We start from the raw sequence: 19,418 nt of genomic DNA, 5'->3' as shown, positions 1-19,418 counted from the left end.
GCTGCAAAGCAGCCCCTCTCCAGATCAGCATGACCGCGCTGCTCTCAAGCGGTGCGCAATCCCTGTGGGAGCCGGCTTGCCGGCGATTGGGCTGCAAAGCAGCCCCTCTCCAGATCAGCATGACCGCGCCGCTCTCAAGCGGTGCGCAATCCCTGTGGGAGCCGGCTTGCCGGCGATTGGGCTGCAAAGCAGCCCCTCTCCAGATCAGCATGACCGCGCTGCTCTCAAGCGGTGCGCAATCCCTGTGGGAGCCGGCTTGCCGGCGATTGGGCTGCAAGGCAGCCCTCTTCAGATCAGCGCTTGCCGCTGCGGATCATCTCCATGAAGGCCGGCATTGCCGCCTCCTTGTCCGCCTGGATCCTCGCCATGTGCGGGTTCTCGCGCATTTTCTCCAGCAACGCCTGGGCCTGCGGGAAGTCTGCGAGGAAGTCGATGTTCAGCACCTTCTTGCCCACGGCGTAAGCCAGGTCGACCGAGAAGCAGAACATCAGATCAGCCACGGTCAACGCCTCACCCGCGACATATGGTGCAAAACGCCCGTTGCGCTTGAGCGTGGCAAAACCCGCCAGCAGGTCGGCACGCGCCCGCTCCTTGATCAGCGGCTCGACCGCCGCACCAAAGAACGACTCGGCATAGCAGGTACGCGCCGGCAGTTCGATATACAGCTCGATCTCCTTGAGCAGCTCGTGCACTTTCGCCTGTTCGAATGGATCGGCTGGCAACAGCGCCTTGCCGCCCTGCGTCTGCTCGATATAGTCGAGAATCACGCTGGTCTCGCTGATGAAGCCGTGTTCGGTTTCCAGCACCGGCACCTTGCCGCGCGGGCTGACTTCCAGCGCTTGCGGTGCCTGGCCGCCATAAAAGGTGACCTCTTCGAACGGCAAGCCTTTTTCCAGCAGGGCCAGTTTGACCATGTTGTAGTAGTTGCTGACCGAGAATCCGTGAAGCTTGAGCATGGGGTAACAGCCTCCAGGCCGTAAGGGGTTGGCTGGGCTGTTATAGCCCCTGGGGCTGCGCCTGACCAGCATCATGCTCCCGGTCGATGACCGGGCATTGCCGGCGCGGGCGTGGCAAACTGTGCGTCCCACCACAGGAGTACCGCCATGAGCGAGCACGACGAAATCGACAATGACGACGAAGCCTTCGCCGAGGCGACGCTGACCCAAGCCATCGAAAACCAGATCGAAAGCGGCGAGCCACCGGCAGCTAAGGCCACCTTCAACAAGCTGAGCCTGGTGGGTTACGAGCGCGAGGACATCCTGAATCTCATGGCCCACGTCCTGGCCATCGAAATCGACAACATGCTCGACGAGGACCGCCCGTTCAACACTGAATGGTACGAAACCGCCCTGCGCGCGCTGCCCGAACTGCCACCTGAGGCAGATCAAGGCGAGGACGAATAACCCGACTACACTCCAGGGTCAGGCACCGCTGGCGGTGCCGCCATCCTTGTCTGGAAGTCAGGAGTCGCCATGTCCTTCACCCCCGAACTGATCGCTGAACTGGAAGTGCTTGCCCTGTTCAACCTGGACAGTCACCAGGAAGGCATCAAAGTTGGCAGCAACGCCTCCCCTGCCCTGATCGCCGCAGCCAAGCGCCTTCATGAAAAAGAGCTCACCGACCAACCCGATGGCGGCTACCTCACAAGCCTCGGGAATGATGCGGCTGAAAGCGTCCAACTGTTGCTGACCATCCTCAAAGCACCGCAACCAGCATAACCCTGTACCGGCCCCTGCGCCGGGCAAGCCCGCTCCCACAGGTATCGCACAACCCTCAAATAGTGGGGGCGGGCTTGCCCGCGAAGAGGCCGACACATCTGCTAAAGAATTGACGTCAATAATTCATTTGACGCTTATCCGACCGCCACACTCAGGCTAAACTCGCCACAGCTTCCCCTGCCTGCCCTGAGTGTGCAATGAACCACGAAATCCGCCCGGACCTCGACGAAGGCATCGACCGCAAGGTGCTGGCGACATTGCGGGCGCGCTTCCTGCTGCTTAACAAAGGCCGGCTGCAGCGTGCCATGGACGGGCTATCGACCCGTCAACAGCAGGTACTGACCCTGCTACCGCTGCTGTTTCACGTGAATCACCCGCTGCTGCCCGGCTATGTTTCCGGCAGCACTCCGGCAGGTATTTCCGGCTTCGAGCCTGATGCCGAGCTGGTCGCCGAGGGCCAACGGCTGGCCCGTTCGTTCACCTACAAAACGCGCCTGGGCAACCCCAATCGCCCCATTCATGGCCTGTTCCTGATGGGTAGCCTGGGCTCGCTGGCCCAGGCCGAACAGAGCGACATGGACCTATGGGTCTGCCATGCCCCTGGCCTGGACGAAAACCAGCTGGATGAACTACGGCGCAAGTGCCAGCTGCTGGAAGCCTGGGCCGCCAGCCTGGGCGCCGAAGCACACTGCTTCCTGATCGACCCGCAAAGCTTCGCCCAGGGCCTGCGCGAAAGCCAACTGAGCTCTGACGATTGCGGCACCACCCAGCATTATCTGCTGCTCGACGAGTTTTATCGCACCGCCATCTGGCTGGCCGGACGTACGCCGCTGTGGTGGTTGGTGCCGGTGTATGAAGAGCGCAACTACCGCAGCTACACCGAAACCCTGCTCTCCAAGCGCTTCATCCGCAGCACCGACGCCCTCGACCTCGGCAACATGGCCCACATCCCCCCTGGTGAGTTCGTGGGGGCAGGCTTATGGCAGCTGTTCAAAGGCATCGATTCGCCGTACAAGTCGCTGCTCAAGCTGCTGCTGACCGAGGTCTATGCCAGCGAACATCCGGCCGTACGCTGCCTGAGCCTGGACTACAAGCAGGCGGTGTTCGCCAACCACCTGGACCTCGACGCGCTTGACCCTTATGTGATGGTCTACCGGCGTATCGAACGCTACCTGCAACAGCGCGGCGAAACCACGCGACTGGAGCTGGTCAGGCGCAGCCTGTACCTGAAGGTGAACAAGAAGCTCAGCGGCCTGGACCGCGCGCGCAACAACGGCTGGCAACGCCAGCTGCTTCAGCGCCTGGCCGATGAGTGGGGCTGGGACGAGCGCCAGCTGGCCTTGCTCGACAGCCGTAGCCAGTGGAAGGTACGCCAGGTGGCGGTCGAGCGCCGCGAGCTGGTCGCCGAGCTCAACCACAGCTACCGCTTTCTCAGCCAGTTCGCGCAAAACCAGAACGCCAACAGCCGCGCCGACCAACGCGACCTCAACGTACTGGGCCGGCGCCTGTACGCAGCGTTCGAGCGGCGCGCCGGCAAGATAGAGGTGATCAACCCAGGCATCGCACCGGACCTCGCCGAGGACACCCTGACACTGGTTCAGTCACCCAACCGCAAGGAACCCGGCAGCCACCACTGGGGCCTGTACAACGGCAACCTGGGCGTCCACGAATGGGAGCATTTCAGCCCGATCAAGCGTTGCCGGGAACTGCTCGAACTGCTGACCTGGGCCCACCGCAACGGCGTCATCGACAGCACCACGCGCTTTGCGCTGCACCCAGGCGTCAGCGACTTGAGCGAATTCGAGCTGTTCAACCTGCTTGGCAGCCTGCAGCAAAGCATTCCCTTGCCGCTTGAGGCCGTCAGCGAAGTGCGACTGCTGCAGCCAAGCGTGGCCGAAGAGATCCTGCTGCTGGTCAACGTTGGCGTCGACCCGCTGCGCCACCACCGCGACCTGAACATCCTGATGACCACCGAACGCACCGACTCGCTGAGCTATGCAGGCGTGCGCGAAAACCTGGTGCTGACCCTCGACCAGGTCACCCTCAACAGCTGGAACGAGGTGCTGGTGCAGCGCTACGACGGCGAGCACGCACTGCTGCGCTGCCTGCGAGACTTCCTCAACAGCCTCGGCCAGCGCAGCCACCGGCCGCGCGTGCGGGTGCGTTGCTTCTGCCACAACCGCGCGCAAGCCATCAGCCAGCGGGTCGAGGAAATTTTCGACACGGTGCAATTACTGCTCGACCAGGGTCGCAACCACCGCTACCTGCTGCAGGTGGCGCAGTACACCCACGCACTGGAACTACTGCCCGGCCAGATCAGCCTCGCCACCCTGACCGAGCATGATGCCGTGCTCAATTACCTGAGCGAGGAGCGCAGCGCCTACAGCCCACTTTATCTGGATGCCAACGCACTGCAGGACCACGACCTTCCGCTGCTGCTGGAACAAGGCCGCCCCGGCTGCATTCAGGTGTTCTACCGCCTGCTCGAGGGCTGGGCCGACCTGTATGTGCTGGATGAATACAATGCGTTATGGCAACAACGCCTGCCACTGCACGACGAGAATCACCTGCTGTTGCCCTTGCAGCGCTTCTTGCGCTCGGTGGTAATGCGCCACGACGCCCGTGTACCGCTGGACAACCTGCAGCAGGCTTCGCTGGAAATCAGCTACGCACAACTGCTGCCTTCGGGGCCGGGCAAGGCACGCAGCATCGAGCAACGGCCAACGCCAGACGAAGGCAACGACCAGCCCTACTACGAGGTGCAGGCTATTCTCCAGGCCGGCACAGGCGATGACGTGCACGTGACGCTGTATTGCGACCAGCAGGAGTTCTCGGAACTGGACCACGGCGAAGAGCTGTACACCGTGGTTGCCCGGCAGATCCTCGGCCAGCGCCGCAATGCCGGGCACTATCGTTGCTACATCACCGACCTGGACCTGTCCGAGTTGCTGGATGACGAGCAAGGTTCGACCATCCTTTACCTGCGCTACAAGCGGGAGCTGGAGCAGGCGCTCAATGATGGCCTGGCGCAGTTGCAGGCCACCTTGGAGCCTTGAAACGGCGCCAATGGATCAGAGGTCGAAATCCCCTGCCGCTTCCGGCTGATATTCGACCGCCAGCAGCTTCAGTTTCAGGGTTTTGCCGCCGGGCGCCGGCCAATCGATCTGTTCGCCTACCGACAAGCCAAGCAGCGCGCAACCGATCGGCGCCAGGACCGAGACCTTGCCTTCGCCGCCAGCATCCTTCGGGTACACCAGGGTCAGGTGGTAGTCCTTGCCACTGGCCTCTTCACGGCAGTGCACGCGCGAGTTCATGGTCACCACGCCGGCCGGCACGTCCTCGTGACCGACCACCTGTTCGGCGCGGTCCAGCTCGTCCTGCAGGGCGAGCACACCCGGGGTACTTTCGTCGAGGCTGTCGATCAGGCGCTCGAGACGCTGTACGTCCAATCGGGTGAGGATGAGGGAAGGTTTGGTGCTCATGATCCAGTCAGACTCCATTTGAACAGGCGCTTTGCTATGGGCAGATAAAGCAAAACCCCGCCCAAGGGCGGGGTTTGTGAATGCTTTGGCGTCACCGACGCACAACCCGACACTACCACAGCCGGGCAAATACTCAAGCCCGTGCGCGCAAGGCCTCGGCTTCGCGGCAGATCTGCCGGCGACGCTCATCGTCAGCCGAACGCCACTCGCGGATGTGCTCGACGTGGCGGTGGCAACCGGTGCATACCCGCTGCTCGTCGAGCCGGCAGACACTGATGCACGGCGATGCCACTGCCGGGCTGACGTTGCTGTAAAGCGGCTTGGGTGGCCGCGCCTGGGTGCTCATGTCAGATCTCGTCGAAGTCCAGCTTCTCGCCGGCCCGCTCCCAGACAATGCGCTCGAGCATCTCCCCCAGCAGCTCTTCGCTCTTCTCGCAGACCCACTTGCCGCTCTCGGGGTCGTAGTCGAAGTGGAAGCCACCGGAACGGTCGGCCAGCCACAGCTGACGCAGCGGCTCCTGGCGGCTGAAGATCAATTGGCTGCCGTTGTCGAACTTGATGGTGAGGACCCCGGCGGAATTCTCCATGTCCAGGTCCAGGCCGCTCTCGTCGAACAGGTCTTCCAGGGCCTGTTGGGTCGCGTCGACCAGATCATGGAAACGCGCTTCGCTCAAACTCATTGCAGGAACCTCGAAATTGGCTGCGTGACAGGCAAGCCGGGCAAGATACGGGCGCTTGGCGCCGAATGCAAAGGTTAGCCGCCAGCACTCAATAATAGCCCGCCCGGCGGACCGGCTCTTGCATAGGCAATCCGCCGGTCGCTCGGTATACTCGGGCGCAATACTGCATATTTCAAAGGATTTCACCCATGAAGCGCCTGATTTCCTCGCTCGCGGCGCTGGTCGCGGTTGCCTGCCTCGTTTCGGCCTGCGGTCAGAAGGGCCCCCTGTACTTGCCAGAAGACGGCAAGGACGGCAAGAGCAGCCATAAGTCGCATCAGCACCAGCACGCTCAGCCTGTTCAACCGCAAGAAGAACAGCCCCTCGAGCCCGAGCAGTCGCCAGAGCAGTAAGGAAATCAGATGAACGCTTTCAATTACCGCGACGGTGAACTGTTCGCGGAAGGTGTGGCCCTGACGGCCATCGCCGAACGTTTCGGCACACCGACCTACGTCTACTCGCGTGCCCACATCGAAGCCCAGTACCGCAGCTATACCGATGCCCTGCAGGGTGTCGAACACCTCGTATGCTTCGCGGTCAAGGCCAACTCCAACCTCGGCGTACTGAACGTGCTGGCGCGCATGGGCGCAGGCTTCGATATCGTTTCCGGCGGTGAGCTGGAGCGTGTGCTGGCCGCAGGCGGCCGCGCTGATCGTGTGGTGTTCTCCGGCGTCGGCAAGACCCGCGAAGATATGCGCCGCGCCCTGGAAGTCGGTGTGCACTGCTTCAACGTCGAATCCACCGACGAGCTCGAACGCCTGCAAGTGGTGGCCGCCGAGATGGGCAAGGTTGCCCCGGTCTCGCTGCGGGTCAACCCAGACGTCGACGCTGGCACCCACCCGTACATCTCCACCGGCCTCAAGGAAAACAAGTTCGGCATCGCCATCGCCGACGCCGAAGCCATCTACGTGCGCGCCGCGCAGCTGCCGAACCTGGAAGTGGTCGGTGTCGACTGCCACATCGGCTCGCAGCTGACCACCGTCGAGCCGTTCCTCGATGCCCTCGACCGCCTGCTGGACCTGGTCGACCGCTTGGCCGACTGCGGCATCCACCTGCGCCACCTGGACCTGGGCGGCGGTGTTGGCGTGCGCTACCGCGACGAAGAGCCGCCACTGGTGGCCGATTATATCAAGGCCATCCGCGAGCGCGTCGGCGACCGCGACCTGGCCCTGGTGTTCGAGCCGGGCCGCTACATCGTGGCCAATGCTGGTGCCCTGCTGACCCGCGTCGAGTATCTCAAGCACACCGAACACAAAGACTTCGCCATCATCGATGCGGCCATGAACGACCTGATCCGCCCAGCCCTGTACCAGGCCTGGATGGGTGTCAGCGCGGTCACCCCACGCGAAGGCGAAGGCCGAGCCTACGACCTGGTCGGGCCAATCTGCGAGACCGGCGACTTCCTCGCCAAGGACCGCCAGCTGAACCTGGCCGAAGGTGACCTGCTGGCCGTGCAGTCGGCGGGCGCTTATGGTTTCGTCATGAGCTCGAATTACAACACCCGTGGCCGTTGCGCGGAAATCCTGGTTGATGGCGACCAGGCTTTCGAAGTTCGCCGTCGCGAGACCATTGCCGAACTGTACGCTGGCGAAAGCCTGCTACCGGAGTGAACCCATGCTTCTGCGCTTTACCAAGATGCATGGGTTGGGCAACGACTTCATGGTCCTCGACCTGGTCAGCCAGCACGCACACATCCAGCCCAAGCACGCCAAGCAATGGGGTGACCGCCACACCGGCATCGGCTTCGACCAGCTGCTGATCGTCGAGGCCCCGAACAATCCGGAAGTGGACTTCCGCTACCGGATCTTCAACGCCGATGGCTCCGAAGTCGAACAGTGCGGCAACGGTGCGCGCTGTTTCGCCCGTTTCGTCCTGGACAAACGCCTGACCGCGAAGAAGCGCATCCGCGTGGAAACCAAAAGCGGCATCATTGAGCTGGACGTACAGAACGACGGCCAGGTGTGTGTCGACATGGGGCCGCCGCGCTTCACTCCGGCCGAAATCCCTTTCATCGCCGACGAGCAGGCGCGCAACTACCCCCTGGAAGTCGACGGCAAGGTGCATTCGATTGCCGCCGTGTCCATGGGTAACCCGCACGCCGTGCTGCGTGTCGATGACGTGCGTACTGCGCCAGTTCATGAACTGGGGCCGAAAATCGAAAACCACCCACGCTTCCCGCAGCGGGTGAATGCCGGCTTCCTTCAGGTCATCGACCGCCATCGCGCCAACCTGCGGGTATGGGAACGTGGCGCCGGCGAGACCCAGGCGTGCGGCACCGGCGCTTGCGCCGCAGCCGTGGCAGCCATCAGCCAAGGCTGGATGGACTCTCCGGTGTCCCTCGACCTGCCCGGTGGCCGCCTGCACATCGAATGGGCGGGCCCCGGCCAGTCCGTATTGATGACCGGCCCGGCCGTACGCGTCTACGAAGGCCAGGTTCGCCTCTAACCGAGTAACCGCCATGACCGATCAGCCCAAGGTTGTACCGCAGCAGACCCCTGAGCTCGATGACCAAGCGGTGGTCGCCTATCTGCGCGCCCACCCGGCCTTCTTCGCCGAGCACGACGAGCTGCTGCTCGAGCAACGCATCCCTCACCAACGTGGCGACAGCGTGTCGCTGGTGGAGCGCCAGCTCAAGCTACTGCGCGACCGTAACATCGAGATGCGCCATCGCCTGTCCCAGCTGATGGACGTGGCCCGGGACAACGACCGCCTGTTCGACAAGACCCGCCGGTTGATCCTTGACCTGCTCGATGCCGGCAGCCTGGAAGAAGTGGTAATGGCGGTTGAAGACAGCCTGCGCCAGGAGTTTCAGGTGCCGTTCGTCAGCCTGATCCTGTTTGGCGACAATGCCGCGCCGGTCGGCCGTTGGGTCAGCAACACCGAGGCCCAGCAAGCCATCGGCGGGCTGCTTGGCGGCGGCAAAACGGTCAGTGGCAACCTGCGCGAGAAAGAACTGGCCTTCCTGTTCGGTGAAGAGCAGCGCCTCGAGGTGGGCTCCAGCGCCGTCGCAGCACTGGAATACCAAGGGCTGCACGGCGTGCTGGCGATCGGCAGCCGCGACCCGCAGCACTACAAGAGCAGCGTCGGCACCCTGTTCCTCGGCTACATCGCCGAAGTGCTTGGCCGCGTGGTGCCGCGCGTTACCCAGACCTTGCGTCCGGTGCGCTGATGGAACGCCAGCTGGAGGCGTATTGCGCACGCCTGCGCAACGAGCGCCAGGTGTCCGAACATACCCTGCTGGCCTACCGCCGCGACCTCGACAAAGTCATCGAATACTGCAATACCCAGGGGATCTCAGGCTGGGGTGCACTACAGATCCAGCAGCTGCGCCAACTGATCGCCCGCCAGCATCATCAAGGCCAGTCGTCACGCAGCCTGGCACGGCTGCTGTCGGCAGTTCGCGGCCTTTATCGCTACCTCAACCGCGAAGGCCTGTGCCAGCACGACCCGGCCAGCGGGCTGAGCGCGCCCAAGGGCGAGCGCCGGCTGCCCAAAGTGCTGGATACCGACCGCGCTTTGCAGTTGCTGGATGGCGGCGTGGACGACGATTTCATCGCGCGTCGCGACCAGGCTATTCTCGAACTGTTCTACTCCTCTGGCCTTCGCCTGTCCGAACTGACCAACCTTGACCTGGAACACCTCGACCTTGCCGCCGGGCTGGTTCAGGTGCTCGGCAAAGGTGGCAAGGCCCGCGTGCTGCCCGTTGGCCGCAAAGCCCGCGAGGCCCTGCAGCAATGGTTGCGGCTGCGCGGTATCGGCAGCCCGCGCGACGGCGCGGTGTTCATCAGCCGGCAAGGCAATCGCCTGGGGCCGCGGGCCATCCAGCTGCGGGTCAAAGCGGCCGGCGAGCGTGAGCTTGGCCAGCACCTGCACCCTCACATGCTCCGCCATTCATTCGCCAGCCATGTGCTGGAATCGTCCCAGGACCTGCGTGCCGTGCAGGAAATGCTCGGCCACGCCGACATCAGCACCACGCAGATCTACACCCACCTGGACTTCCAGCACCTGGCCACGGTGTACGACAGCGCCCACCCTCGGGCCAAACGCAGCAAAGGCACAGACTCATGAGCATCAAGCTGATCACCTTCGACCTTGACGACACCCTGTGGGATACCGCGCCAGTGATTGCCAGTGCGGAGGTCGTGCTGCGCGACTGGCTGCAGGCCAACGCACCGATTCTCGGCGGCGTGCCGGTGGACCACCTGTTCGCCATCCGTGAACGCCTGGTGCAGGCCGAGCCGGGCCTCAAGCACCGCATCAGCGCCTTGCGCCGCCGCGTGCTGTTCCACGCGCTGGAAGAGGTTGGCTACAGCGAGAAACACGCTCAGGAGCTGGCCAACGAAGGTTTTGAAGTGTTCCTGCATGCCCGCCACCAGGTAGAGGTGTTTCCCGAAGTGCAGCCGGTGCTGGAAATTCTGCGCCACCACTTCACCTTGGGCGTTGTAACCAATGGCAATGCCGATGTGCGCCGCCTGGGCTTGGCGGACTACTTTAAATTTGCCCTGTGTGCGGAGGATTTGGGGATTGGCAAGCCGGACCCCGCGCCGTTCGTGGAGGCGTTGAAACGTGGCGAGGTAGAGGCTGACGCTGCGGTGCATGTCGGCGACCATCCCGGCGATGACATCGGTGGGGCCCAGCGTGCGGGGCTGCGCGCCGTGTGGTTCAACCCCCAGGGCAAGGCCTGGGCCGGTGAAAAGGCGCCGGATGCAGAGATTCAGCGGCTGTCACAGCTGCCCGAAGTGATTGCGCGCTGGCGCTGACAGGGGCCGCTTTGCGGCCCATTCGCCGGCAAGCCGGCTCCCACAGAACAAACGCTAACTCACTGATTTGGCGGGTACCCTGTAGGAGCGGCTTCAGCCGCGAACACCGGCGAAGCCGGTGCCATCCACCGCGGCGCACGGGCTTTGTTCTCTGCGCGACAGCGCAGCCTGAAGGGCTGGGTAATCTCCCAAAGACTTGTCTCTGCCCTCAGCTCGGCGCTCTAGCTGTGAAGACGGCGTGCCGGCGATGCGGCCAGCACCGGCAGCACAAAACCCATAGCCACAAAAAAGCCCGCAGCGACGGCGGGCCTTTTTGGGTTCAGCCACTCAGATAGGGCGGCTGCCGTACTTGTTGTCCGGCTTCTTGGGCGGGTCGGCGACCACGTTGGCCTCGACTTCCTGCACCTTGCCACCGCGAGAAAGGAATTCTTCCATCGCCTTGGCCAGGGCATCACGCTCCTTCTGCTTGGCTTCCATGCTCGGCATCTCGTCTACCGAGACAGCCGCCTTGGATTTGCCCTTTGCAGCGGGTGCCGGGCTGTCGTCGCCAGCATCTTCGGCGACATCGTCAGCCGCAGCTTCGAGGCCATCATCAGCCTCGTCTTCGTCGCCTACTTCGAGGTCATCATTTTCCAGATCGTCGTCGCTCATGTTCTACCTCATGACTTGCGAAAAGCAGGTTAGTTATAGACCAGTGCAGCCGTAGACCGGCAGCCACCAGTGAAAATTCAACTGGCCGTGGGTTAGGCCACTGCCCTTGGGTCGGCGCTCCTGATGGGAGGCGGCACCCAGCAGGCCCTGCTCCTGGCAGGACCTGACAAATCCTTGAGCCCCTGCTGGCCACACGCTATTGGCAAGCCTAGCAAAGGCTGACGAAGCATGCGGACAACTCGTCCAACACCCCTCGGCGCGCATTCTAGCGCGCCCGTAGAAAAAGCAAAGCTCCATAAACGCCCTACGACTTGTAAGTTTTTGGCCTACGTCGCGAACGTGAGTGATAAACCGTTTGCTCTGCAGGAAATCGCAAAAAACAGACAAAAAAATGCCCGGCAAGCCGGGCAAATTTTTCCAGCGTCGCAGTTACAGGTTGTAGCCGCGTTCGTTGTGTTGAGCCAGGTCGAGGCCGACCGACTCTTCTTCTTCGTTGACCCGCAAGCCCATCACCACATCCAGCACCTTGAGAATCACGTAGGTGACGATGGCGGTGTAGACCACGGTGAAGATCACGCCCTTGGCCTGGATCCAGACCTGCGCACCGATATCGGTGACCGCGCCGAAGCCGCCCAGGGCCGGTGCGGCGAACACGCCGGTGAGGATGGCGCCGATGATGCCGCCGATGCCGTGTACGCCGAAGGCATCCAGGGAGTCGTCATAACCCAGCTTGCGCTTGAGGGTGGTGGCGCAGAAGTAGCAGATCACGCCAGACGCCAGGCCAATCACCAGGGCGCCCATCGGGCCTACGGTGCCGGCAGCCGGGGTAATCGCAACCAGACCGGCGACCACACCCGAAGCGATGCCCAGGGCGCTTGGTTTACCGTGGCCGATCCATTCGGCGAACATCCAGCCCAGCGCGGCAGCGGCGGTGGCGATCTGGGTGACCAGCATGGCCATGCCGGCAGTGCCGTTGGCGGCCGCAGCAGAACCTGCGTTGAAGCCGAACCAGCCGATCCACAGCATGGCCGCGCCCATCAGGGTGTAGCCTAGATTGTGCGGGGCCATTGGCGTGGTCGGGTAGCCTTTGCGCTTGCCCAGCACCAGGCAGCAGACCAGGCCAGCGATACCAGCGTTGATGTGCACCACGGTGCCGCCGGCGAAGTCGAGCACGCCCCAGTCCCACATCAGCGCGCCGTCACCGCTCCAGACCATGTGCGCGATTGGTGCGTAGACCAGGGTGAACCAGATGCCCATGAACACCAGCATCGCGGAGAACTTCATGCGTTCGGCGAAGGCACCCACGATCAGCGCCGGGGTGATGATGGCGAAGGTCATCTGGAAGGTGATGAAAACCGCCTCAGGGAACAGCGCGGTGGCCGAGGTCAGCCCCTCAGGCGTGACACCACTGAGGAAAGCCTTGGAGAAGCCGCCGACGAAGGAATTGAAATTGAGCACGCCCTTTTCCATACCGGTGGTATCGAAGGCCATGCTGTAGCCGTAAACGACCCAGAGAATACTCATCAAGCCGGTGATGGCGAAACACTGCATCATCACCGAAAGCACGTTCTTGGAACGCACCATGCCGCCATAGAACAGGGCCAGGCCCGGGATGGTCATGAACAGCACCAGCGCCGTTGCGGTCAGCATCCAGGCGGTGTCGCCGGAGTTCAGCACTGGGGCAGCCTCCTCTGCCAGGGCAAGGCCGGGCATTACGAGGGACAATAGGGCTCCTAGCCCTGCGATCTTACGCAGAGTCATGTTGTTTTCTCCTGGGGCGTTGGGTTTGGTGAGGCTTTTTTTGGCGCTTAGATCGCGTCGGTATCGGTTTCGCCGGTACGGATGCGGATTGCCTGCTCCAGATTCACCACGAAGATCTTGCCGTCACCGATCTTGCCGGTGTTGGCAGCCTTGGTGATGGCTTCGATCACTCGATCGAGGTCCTTGTCGTCGATGGCGACGTCGATCTTCACCTTGGGCAGGAAGTCGACCACGTATTCCGCACCGCGATACAGCTCGGTGTGACCCTTCTGCCGACCGAAGCCTTTGACTTCGGTGACGGTGATGCCCTGCACGCCGATTTCCGACAGTGACTCGCGCACGTCGTCCAGCTTGAACGGCTTGATGATGGCTGTGACTAGCTTCATGAAACTCTCTCCCGATTTGGTGGACTTGCCCCAGGAAAACAAACCCGTCTCAAGTCTAAGCGCAGCGGTTGGCTTTGTAACGCGTCGTCGGCATCCGGCTCCGCGTGCGCACTGCCTGGTCACAAGGAACTGCATCAGTGCATGGCTCATATCGGTCTTTGCAGAAACCTTGCCAGTTTCGATAAAGCCGCGAAAAACAGCGGGTTGGGTCAAACAACCGGCATTGGCCAGTCGCCAGCATCGCAAAGATGCACAGCTTTGGTGCGCGCAAATGCACGCGGCTGCTCGAAAAATGTGCAGTCAGGCGCCAAAGTGTGCCGTGCTACACTGCGGGGCATTTCTCAGTACCCGTGGACAGCCGAACATGCTCGCGCCCAAAGCCTTTCTCGACGCCCTGAGCGACCAAGCCTCGCGCCTCTTCAACAGCGACACCGCCCAGCCCCGCGCCGAACTGGAAAGCCAGTTCAAGGTGCTGATGCAAGGTGCATTCAGCAAACTGGACCTGGTCAGCCGCGAAGAATTCGACAGCCAGATGGTCGTCCTGGCCCGCACCCGCGCGCGCCTGGAGGCCCTTGAAAAACAAGTGGCCGAGCTGGAAGCCCGGATGGCGCCAGCGGCCAAGGAATAACGATCCGGCTGGGGCTCTGCGCTCAGGCAGACGCCCGCAGCCGGTCAGGCGGCGTGTTGCTAACCTTCGGTGGCAGTTCACTGGCTTGCAGGTCGCCCCGGAACAGCGCCGCACCACACACCGTGAACAGTGTCTTGAACAGGTTGTGCGAATTACGAATCTCGGCCTGGATGCCTTCGATCGCTGAATCACTAGGTTGTAATGCGACGCCACGGTTAACCCATTCGATGGCCGCAAAGCGGCTCTGCTTGCGTGTGCCCTGCCCATGCATCCAGGCCAGGCCCAGCTCCGCACAGGCCCGCCCGGCTACTCCACAGTCGGGGTACTCGACCAGATCCAGCAGGTAAGCCACAGCTTCTGCCCGCTCGCCCGGGTCACCGAACTTGCGCTGCAGGATGGCCACTTGCAGGCGGGCGTGGGCATCGAGCTCTTCGTTACCCAGGCAATCGAGCAACAGGCGCCGAACGGTCATCATTGCACTACGCTCGCTGAAGTCTTCGCGCCCCCTCATGCGTTGGCAGGCCAGGTCGTATTTGGCCCTCTGGCTGCCCGACTGTGCGGCACACAGCAGCCAATGCTTTGCAGCTGCGGCGTCCACGAATTGCTCAGGGGTTTCACCCAGCCGACCGCAGTGCAACGCGTAAAGCGAAGCGGCGGCATCCGGCAGCTTCCCGTCGGCACACGCCTTGTATAGGTAATAGGCAGCATCGTACTGCTTGGCAGCCCAAAGCAGGCGCGGCACCTCAAGCACGTCAAAGCCCAGCCCTTCGCGCCCGCATTGGCGTTTAACCGCGGCGTGCAACCAGCAGGCCGCAAGCTTCGCCGATTGGCTGAACCCCCACAGCCCAAACTGATGCCCTGCGGCACGTAATGCACAGGCGGCCGCTTGCCTGCGGTCCTCGCACAACCGTTCGATGGCTATACGGAACGCCTGTTTGTCGTCCAGCACGCCATGGAACAGCACCAGACAAACAAAGCTTCGGAACGGCTCACCGATGGTCGGTACGAAACCTTGGTCCGGGTAGAACTCTACGCAGGCGTCGAAATCACGCTTCGCGCCCGCGAAATCCTGCAGCGAAATGCAGCGAAAAGCCGCTCGCCTGGCCAGCAACGTGGCGCGTTCCTTGGGCCTCAGCTCGCGGTGCTCCCATTGCTCGAACGTTCGCTGCCACACCGCAACCTGCCGCGGCTGATTAGGCTGTGGCAGCCAGAACTGGTCTTCAAGCGCCACCCAGCGGATCGCATTGCGCAGCATTTCGCTCCAACGCAGGCACAGCGGGCCATTGGCCAGGGCATCTATTGCTTCATAGCTGCCGCCCCAGCGTGGCGTGAGGTAAGAGGCATACGCCTCGATCGCCTCGAAGCAACCGGGAAACCAGGCAAGTGCATGACGCAGCCAGTATTGCTCGGCACACCCTTGCTCAGCGGCCAGACGTGCGCTCAAGCAGTTTGGCAGCACCTGCGGCAGCTCTACCAGTGGCGCCAGGCCCTGCTTGACCAGCAGCGGTGCGGCAGCCTCCTGCACTTCGACATCGGCATGCGCACTCGGCCGAAACCGCGCAGCCTGGCCATCAAACAACTCAACCAGCCACCCCGGCTCCCGAAAATGCGCGCTGATCTGCAGCATGCCGATTACCGCCGCCACGGGTTGCGCACAGCGCTCCATCGCCCGCAGAAAGTGGGCTACAGCCATTTCACAGGCCAGCTCCGCAGCCAGCCAGCGTTCGTCAGCAACCTCGTTGGCGGCGAGCGTACCGCGGATATGACACGCGCGGTTGAAGCAGTGAAACCCCATGGCCACTTGCGGGTGATAGGCTTTCGGGCAGGCATCGATCCAGGCTTTGAGCCGCTGTGTCAGGGCCTTGCTGCCGTCGACATCCCAATCGACCAGCATGTGCCCCTGAACGGCTTCAAGATAAGCTGGGCATTCCCCCGGCGGCGCTTGCTGCCAATGTGCCTGGAGGGAGTCGAAGAAACGGTTGAGCTCAGCGAGCTCATTGGCCTGCACCCGTTTACGGATCTGCTGACGGGTGCGAGTGAGCGTTTGCACGGGCAGTACCTTAAGTCCATTTTTTGGGAGCCGCGTTGCCATCCAATGGTAGCGGCGCTTGAACACTAAGCCATAGCTTAGATGGGCGCAAAGATATTGGATCCATTAATTGTCATATTGTATGAAAGTACCGGGGATAACCCTGACCTGAAAAACAAGGACGCACTCTTCTCCCCCCCACAGCCAGCACACTTACTATCCTTGTCGAAGCCGCAGGAAGCGGCGCCCTCCTCATCGACAACGGAGCGTCCATGTCCCTCGCCCTCGTCCATAGCCGCGCACAGGTTGGCGTCCAGGCCCCTGCGGTCAGCGTCGAAACTCACCTGGCCAACGGCCTGCCTCAACTCACCTTGGTAGGCCTGCCCGAGACGACAGTCAAGGAAAGCAAGGACCGAGTGCGCAGCGCCATCGTCAACTCCGGCCTGAACTACCCGCAAAGGCGCATCACCCAGAATCTGGCGCCGGCGGACCTGCCAAAGGACGGTGGCCGCTACGACCTGGCCATTGCCCTGGGCATTCTGGCCGCCGACGGCCAAGTGCCGGTGGCAGCCTTGGTCGATATGGAGTGCCTTGGCGAACTGGCGCTTTCCGGCAAACTGCGCCCAGTGCGCGGCGTGCTACCCGCCGCCCTGGCGGCGCGGGCGGCAGGCCGGGCGCTGGTGGTGCCACGGGAAAACGCCGAGGAGGCGAGCCTTGCGGGTGGTCTGGTGGTGTATGCAGCAGGGCATCTGCTGGAGCTGGTGGCTCATCTGAATGGGCAGGTACCCCTGCCGCCATTTGCCGCCAATGGTTTGATGCTGAAAAGTCAGCCCTACCCCGACTTGAGCGAAGTCCAGGGGCAGATTGCCGCCAAACGCGCTTTGCTGTTGGCCGCAGCCGGGGCCCACAACCTGCTTTTTACCGGGCCGCCAGGCACGGGCAAGACGCTGCTCGCCAGCCGTCTGCCCGGCCTGTTGCCGCCGCTGGATGAACATGAAGCGCTGGAAGTGGCCGCTATCCAATCGGTGAGTGGGAATGCACCATTGAACAGCTGGCCGCAGCGGCCCTTCCGCCATCCGCACCACTCGGCCTCGGGCCCGGCACTGGTCGGCGGCAGCAGCCGGCCGCAGCCTGGCGAAATCACCCTGGCGCACCACGGCGTACTGTTTCTGGATGAGTTGCCGGAGTTTGAACGCCGTGTGCTGGAGGTGCTGCGCGAGCCGCTGGAGTCTGGCGAGATCGTGATTGCGCGGGCGCGGGACAAAGTGCGCTTTCCTGCGCGTTTCCAGTTGGTGGCGGCCATGAACCCCTGCCCTTGCGGTTACCTCGGCGACCCCACCGGCCGCTGCCGCTGCAGCACCGAGCAGATCCAGCGCTACCGCAACAAGCTGTCCGGCCCGTTGCTGGACCGCATCGACCTGCACCTGACCGTCGCGCGCGAAACCACCACCCTCAACAACCAGCCCAGTGGGGAAACCAGCGCCACTGTAGCAGTGCGGGTGGCTGAAGCACGCGATGTGCAACAACGCAGGCAAGGCTGCGCCAATGCGTTTCTCGACCTTGAGGGTTTGCGCCAGCATTGCCGGTTGGAAGCGGCCGACCAGGCCTGGTTGGAAAACGCCTGCGAGCGCCTGACGCTCTCGTTGCGCGCCGCCCACAGGCTGTTGAAGGTAGCGCGCACGCTGGCAGACTTGGAGGGGGCAAGCTCGATCGCGCGTGCGCATCTGGCTGAAGCTTTGCAGTATCGGCCTGGCAGCCTTTAGATCATTGCTCTGGCATATCAATCAATCGGCCTTTTCAGTCCATTGATACTGGCAATTTCAAAGCACTTTGGCGCGACCCCCATGACCACGAGGGTTCCAGTTGCATCTGTAATACTTAGAAATACTTTCATACAAATTGCAGTTGTACGACATCCTATCTACTGTGTTCGACTGCGCTCGTTTCAACAAGAACAATAATCGGAGACATCCCATGTCGAGCACTCATTCGGCCGAGGGCAGCGCTGCCGCGCCCTCTCAAAGCCGCGTTACGCGGCTGATCAAATTGCTGGGCCCAGGCATCATTGCCGTGCTCTCCTGGCTTGGCGCAGGTGATCTGATAACCTCATCCGTAGCGGGCGCCAACTACGGTTACGCCATGATGTGGGTGCTGGCCGTATCGCTGCTGCTCAGGTACCTGATCGTTAACATCATCGCCCGCTTCCAGCTGTGCAATAACCAAGGCATGACCATCCTCCAGGGCTACGCGCAGCTGCACCCGGTGTTCGCCTGGTTCATGCTGGCGTATGCGCTGCTGATGGGGCATCTGATGAACGCCTACATGATCAAAGGCGCGGGCGAAGCGCTGGCGATGCTGTTGCGCATCGACTACCCGCTGCTGTGCTCGATGGCTGTGGTGCTGGCGGTGTGGATGCTGGTCGGGCGCAATATCTACGCAATGATCGAAGGCGTGATGAAAGTCCTGCTGGCCGTCATGACCTTGGCTTTCCTGGCCCTGGCGTTGATGTCCGGCCCGGATGTGGCCGGCATCGTCAAAGGCACCATCGGCTTCAGCATCCCGGCGGACGAAGGCGTGCACGGTGCGCTGCTGGTGGCCGTTTCGGTGATTGGCGCAGTGGCAGGCTCGGTGGCCAACTTCGTCCACCCCTATGTGATGCGCCAAAAAGGCTGGGTAGGCCCGCAGCACAAGCGCATCCAACGCAACGACCTGCTGTTCGCGGTGTTCGTCGGTATCGTCATCAACCTGGCGATCTGGATCGTCGGCGCCGAAATCCTGCGGCCCAACGGCATCGAAGTGAAGACCCTTGGCGACCTGGGCAAGGCCCTGGAAATGTTCTTCGGCCCAATCGGCTGGTACATCTTCTTCGTTGGTGTGTTCGCCACGCTGTTCGCCAGCATTTCCGGCAAGACCACAGCTTTCCCGATGCTCATCACCGACGCCTTCCAGCATGTACGGCCCGAGCGGCGTGAGCGTTACGGCAAAGAGTTCCACAAAGACCCGATGCACAAGTGGTTCATGCTGTTCATTCTGGTCACACCGCTGATCTGGTCCATCCCCGGCATGCCCGACTTCGTGACCCTGACCATCGGCGTCAGCGCGTTGAACATCATCGGTTTGCCAGTGATTTCGCTGGGCCTGTTGATCATGTCCAACCAGAAGTCATTGCTGAGCAAGGAATACCGTAACAACCTGTTCGAGAACATTGCGCTGGCGTTTGCGACGGGGCTGGCGTTGTGGGTGGCGTTCCAGTTGGGGGTGGATCTGTTTAGCTGAGATGGACT

The 19,418-nt window shown here is 62.4% G+C and carries 20 protein-coding genes; 12 read left to right on the top strand and 8 right to left on the bottom strand.

Translation table 11 applies throughout. The annotated features are described in order from the left end of the window. Positions 1-293: 293 nt before the first annotated feature. On the bottom strand, positions 294-956 hold the full coding sequence (locus tag ACFY68_RS03930; protein WP_387523453.1) for a glutathione S-transferase: 663 nt from the start codon (positions 954-956) through the stop codon (positions 294-296). Between the two features lie 147 nt (positions 957-1,103). Here ACFY68_RS03930 and ACFY68_RS03925 point away from each other — a divergent pair, with 147 nt between their 5' ends. From ACFY68_RS03925 to ACFY68_RS03915, 3 genes are all read left to right on the top strand, one after another. After that, complete coding sequence (locus ACFY68_RS03925; protein ID WP_346612590.1) at positions 1,104-1,403, top strand: hypothetical protein; 300 nt, start codon at positions 1,104-1,106, stop codon at positions 1,401-1,403. Positions 1,404-1,472: 69 nt separating this feature from the next. Continuing rightward, positions 1,473-1,718, top strand: a complete 246-nt coding sequence (locus ACFY68_RS03920; RefSeq protein WP_387523450.1) for a TIGR02647 family protein — start codon at positions 1,473-1,475, stop codon at positions 1,716-1,718. Between the two features lie 197 nt (positions 1,719-1,915). Then, a complete protein-coding gene (locus ACFY68_RS03915) occupies positions 1,916-4,774 on the top strand; it encodes a class I adenylate cyclase (RefSeq protein ID WP_387523447.1) in 2,859 nt (952 codons plus the stop codon). Between the two features lie 15 nt (positions 4,775-4,789). Here ACFY68_RS03915 and rnk read toward each other — a convergent pair whose 3' ends face one another. The 3 genes from rnk to cyaY all read right to left on the bottom strand — a co-directional run bounded on the left by rnk (position 4,790) and on the right by cyaY (position 5,880). Next, positions 4,790-5,200, bottom strand: a complete 411-nt coding sequence (gene rnk, locus ACFY68_RS03910; protein ID WP_387523445.1) for a nucleoside diphosphate kinase regulator — start codon at positions 5,198-5,200, stop codon at positions 4,790-4,792. 133 nt (positions 5,201-5,333) lie between these two features. Next, the gene (locus ACFY68_RS03905) at positions 5,334-5,546 is read right to left on the bottom strand and encodes a DUF1289 domain-containing protein (RefSeq protein WP_346612594.1); all 213 of its coding nucleotides are present in this window, start codon (positions 5,544-5,546) and stop codon (positions 5,334-5,336) included. Between the two features lies 1 nt (position 5,547). Beyond that, positions 5,548-5,880: an iron donor protein CyaY gene (gene cyaY / locus ACFY68_RS03900; RefSeq protein ID WP_346612595.1), complete on the bottom strand. Its 333-nt coding sequence runs from the start codon at positions 5,878-5,880 to the stop codon at positions 5,548-5,550. Positions 5,881-6,068: 188 nt separating this feature from the next. Between cyaY and ACFY68_RS03895 the strand changes: the two genes are divergently transcribed. The 6 genes from ACFY68_RS03895 to ACFY68_RS03870 are packed head-to-tail and all read left to right on the top strand — an operon-like array spanning position 6,069 to position 10,679. Then, complete coding sequence (locus ACFY68_RS03895) at positions 6,069-6,272, top strand: lipoprotein (protein WP_346612596.1); 204 nt, start codon at positions 6,069-6,071, stop codon at positions 6,270-6,272. Positions 6,273-6,281: 9 nt separating this feature from the next. Beyond that, positions 6,282-7,529, top strand: coding sequence for a diaminopimelate decarboxylase (lysA, locus tag ACFY68_RS03890; protein WP_346612597.1), 1,248 nt, complete (start codon positions 6,282-6,284; stop codon positions 7,527-7,529). 4 nt (positions 7,530-7,533) lie between these two features. Beyond that, a complete protein-coding gene (gene dapF, locus ACFY68_RS03885; protein ID WP_387523440.1) occupies positions 7,534-8,364 on the top strand; it encodes a diaminopimelate epimerase in 831 nt (276 codons plus the stop codon). Between the two features lie 13 nt (positions 8,365-8,377). Continuing rightward, positions 8,378-9,088, top strand: coding sequence for a DUF484 family protein (locus ACFY68_RS03880; RefSeq protein ID WP_387523437.1), 711 nt, complete (start codon positions 8,378-8,380; stop codon positions 9,086-9,088). Continuing rightward, positions 9,088-9,987 carry a tyrosine recombinase XerC gene (xerC, locus tag ACFY68_RS03875; RefSeq protein ID WP_387523434.1) on the top strand — a complete coding sequence of 300 codons (900 nt, stop codon included), beginning with the start codon at positions 9,088-9,090 and terminating at the stop codon, positions 9,985-9,987. Before ACFY68_RS03880 ends, xerC begins: the two co-directional genes overlap by 1 nt. Beyond that, positions 9,984-10,679, top strand: a complete 696-nt coding sequence (locus tag ACFY68_RS03870; RefSeq protein ID WP_387523431.1) for an HAD family hydrolase — start codon at positions 9,984-9,986, stop codon at positions 10,677-10,679. Before xerC ends, ACFY68_RS03870 begins: the two co-directional genes overlap by 4 nt. Positions 10,680-11,006: 327 nt before the next feature. Here the strand turns inward: ACFY68_RS03870 and sutA are convergent, their stop codons facing one another. The 3 genes from sutA to glnK all read right to left on the bottom strand — a co-directional run bounded on the left by sutA (position 11,007) and on the right by glnK (position 13,477). Next, the gene (gene sutA, locus ACFY68_RS03865) at positions 11,007-11,330 is read right to left on the bottom strand and encodes a transcriptional regulator SutA (protein ID WP_346612602.1); all 324 of its coding nucleotides are present in this window, start codon (positions 11,328-11,330) and stop codon (positions 11,007-11,009) included. A 429-nt stretch (positions 11,331-11,759) separates the two neighbouring features. Continuing rightward, positions 11,760-13,091, bottom strand: a complete 1,332-nt coding sequence (locus ACFY68_RS03860) for an ammonium transporter (protein ID WP_346612603.1) — start codon at positions 13,089-13,091, stop codon at positions 11,760-11,762. Positions 13,092-13,138: 47 nt separating this feature from the next. Next, positions 13,139-13,477: a P-II family nitrogen regulator gene (glnK, locus tag ACFY68_RS03855; RefSeq protein ID WP_002555808.1), complete on the bottom strand. Its 339-nt coding sequence runs from the start codon at positions 13,475-13,477 to the stop codon at positions 13,139-13,141. 364 nt (positions 13,478-13,841) lie between these two features. Here glnK and ACFY68_RS03850 point away from each other — a divergent pair, with 364 nt between their 5' ends. Next, positions 13,842-14,105 carry an accessory factor UbiK family protein gene (locus tag ACFY68_RS03850; protein ID WP_346612604.1) on the top strand — a complete coding sequence of 88 codons (264 nt, stop codon included), beginning with the start codon at positions 13,842-13,844 and terminating at the stop codon, positions 14,103-14,105. A gap of 22 nt (positions 14,106-14,127) precedes the next feature. Here ACFY68_RS03850 and ACFY68_RS03845 read toward each other — a convergent pair whose 3' ends face one another. After that, positions 14,128-16,155 carry a DUF4034 domain-containing protein gene (locus ACFY68_RS03845; RefSeq protein ID WP_387523426.1) on the bottom strand — a complete coding sequence of 676 codons (2,028 nt, stop codon included), beginning with the start codon at positions 16,153-16,155 and terminating at the stop codon, positions 14,128-14,130. Positions 16,156-16,406: 251 nt separating this feature from the next. Here ACFY68_RS03845 and ACFY68_RS03840 point away from each other — a divergent pair, with 251 nt between their 5' ends. Both ACFY68_RS03840 and ACFY68_RS03835 read left to right on the top strand, forming a co-directional pair. Beyond that, entirely contained in the window at positions 16,407-17,897 is a 1,491-nt protein-coding gene (locus ACFY68_RS03840) for a YifB family Mg chelatase-like AAA ATPase (RefSeq protein ID WP_387523423.1), read from the top strand. A 211-nt stretch (positions 17,898-18,108) separates the two neighbouring features. Further along, positions 18,109-19,410 (top strand): Nramp family divalent metal transporter, encoded by a 1,302-nt coding sequence (locus ACFY68_RS03835; RefSeq protein ID WP_387523420.1) that lies wholly within the window; start codon positions 18,109-18,111, stop codon positions 19,408-19,410. Positions 19,411-19,418: the final 8 nt, after the last annotated feature.

Origin of the sequence: Pseudomonas sp. NPDC012596 (genome assembly GCF_042902325.1) — a bacterium.
In the GTDB taxonomy this organism is placed as follows: Bacteria; Pseudomonadota; Gammaproteobacteria; order Pseudomonadales; family Pseudomonadaceae; genus Aquipseudomonas.
This window is presented reverse-complemented; position numbering and strand designations above follow the sequence as displayed.

What these genes read in the sequence shown, in the direction of transcription:
- ACFY68_RS03930 (WP_387523453.1), bottom strand. Translation starts at nt 956, where the DNA reads ATGCTCAAGCTTCACGGATTCTCGGTCAGCAACTACTACAACATGGTC.
- ACFY68_RS03925 (WP_346612590.1), top strand. Translation starts at nt 1,104, where the DNA reads ATGAGCGAGCACGACGAAATCGACAATGACGACGAAGCCTTCGCCGAG.
- ACFY68_RS03920 (WP_387523450.1), top strand. Translation starts at nt 1,473, where the DNA reads ATGTCCTTCACCCCCGAACTGATCGCTGAACTGGAAGTGCTTGCCCTG.
- ACFY68_RS03915 (WP_387523447.1), top strand. Translation starts at nt 1,916, where the DNA reads ATGAACCACGAAATCCGCCCGGACCTCGACGAAGGCATCGACCGCAAG.
- rnk (WP_387523445.1), bottom strand. Translation starts at nt 5,200, where the DNA reads ATGAGCACCAAACCTTCCCTCATCCTCACCCGATTGGACGTACAGCGT.
- ACFY68_RS03905 (WP_346612594.1), bottom strand. Translation starts at nt 5,546, where the DNA reads ATGAGCACCCAGGCGCGGCCACCCAAGCCGCTTTACAGCAACGTCAGC.
- cyaY (WP_346612595.1), bottom strand. Translation starts at nt 5,880, where the DNA reads ATGAGTTTGAGCGAAGCGCGTTTCCATGATCTGGTCGACGCGACCCAA.
- ACFY68_RS03895 (WP_346612596.1), top strand. Translation starts at nt 6,069, where the DNA reads ATGAAGCGCCTGATTTCCTCGCTCGCGGCGCTGGTCGCGGTTGCCTGC.
- lysA (WP_346612597.1), top strand. Translation starts at nt 6,282, where the DNA reads ATGAACGCTTTCAATTACCGCGACGGTGAACTGTTCGCGGAAGGTGTG.
- dapF (WP_387523440.1), top strand. Translation starts at nt 7,534, where the DNA reads ATGCTTCTGCGCTTTACCAAGATGCATGGGTTGGGCAACGACTTCATG.
- ACFY68_RS03880 (WP_387523437.1), top strand. Translation starts at nt 8,378, where the DNA reads ATGACCGATCAGCCCAAGGTTGTACCGCAGCAGACCCCTGAGCTCGAT.
- xerC (WP_387523434.1), top strand. Translation starts at nt 9,088, where the DNA reads ATGGAACGCCAGCTGGAGGCGTATTGCGCACGCCTGCGCAACGAGCGC.
- ACFY68_RS03870 (WP_387523431.1), top strand. Translation starts at nt 9,984, where the DNA reads ATGAGCATCAAGCTGATCACCTTCGACCTTGACGACACCCTGTGGGAT.
- sutA (WP_346612602.1), bottom strand. Translation starts at nt 11,330, where the DNA reads ATGAGCGACGACGATCTGGAAAATGATGACCTCGAAGTAGGCGACGAA.
- ACFY68_RS03860 (WP_346612603.1), bottom strand. Translation starts at nt 13,091, where the DNA reads ATGACTCTGCGTAAGATCGCAGGGCTAGGAGCCCTATTGTCCCTCGTA.
- glnK (WP_002555808.1), bottom strand. Translation starts at nt 13,477, where the DNA reads ATGAAGCTAGTCACAGCCATCATCAAGCCGTTCAAGCTGGACGACGTG.
- ACFY68_RS03850 (WP_346612604.1), top strand. Translation starts at nt 13,842, where the DNA reads ATGCTCGCGCCCAAAGCCTTTCTCGACGCCCTGAGCGACCAAGCCTCG.
- ACFY68_RS03840 (WP_387523423.1), top strand. Translation starts at nt 16,407, where the DNA reads ATGTCCCTCGCCCTCGTCCATAGCCGCGCACAGGTTGGCGTCCAGGCC.
- ACFY68_RS03835 (WP_387523420.1), top strand. Translation starts at nt 18,109, where the DNA reads ATGTCGAGCACTCATTCGGCCGAGGGCAGCGCTGCCGCGCCCTCTCAA.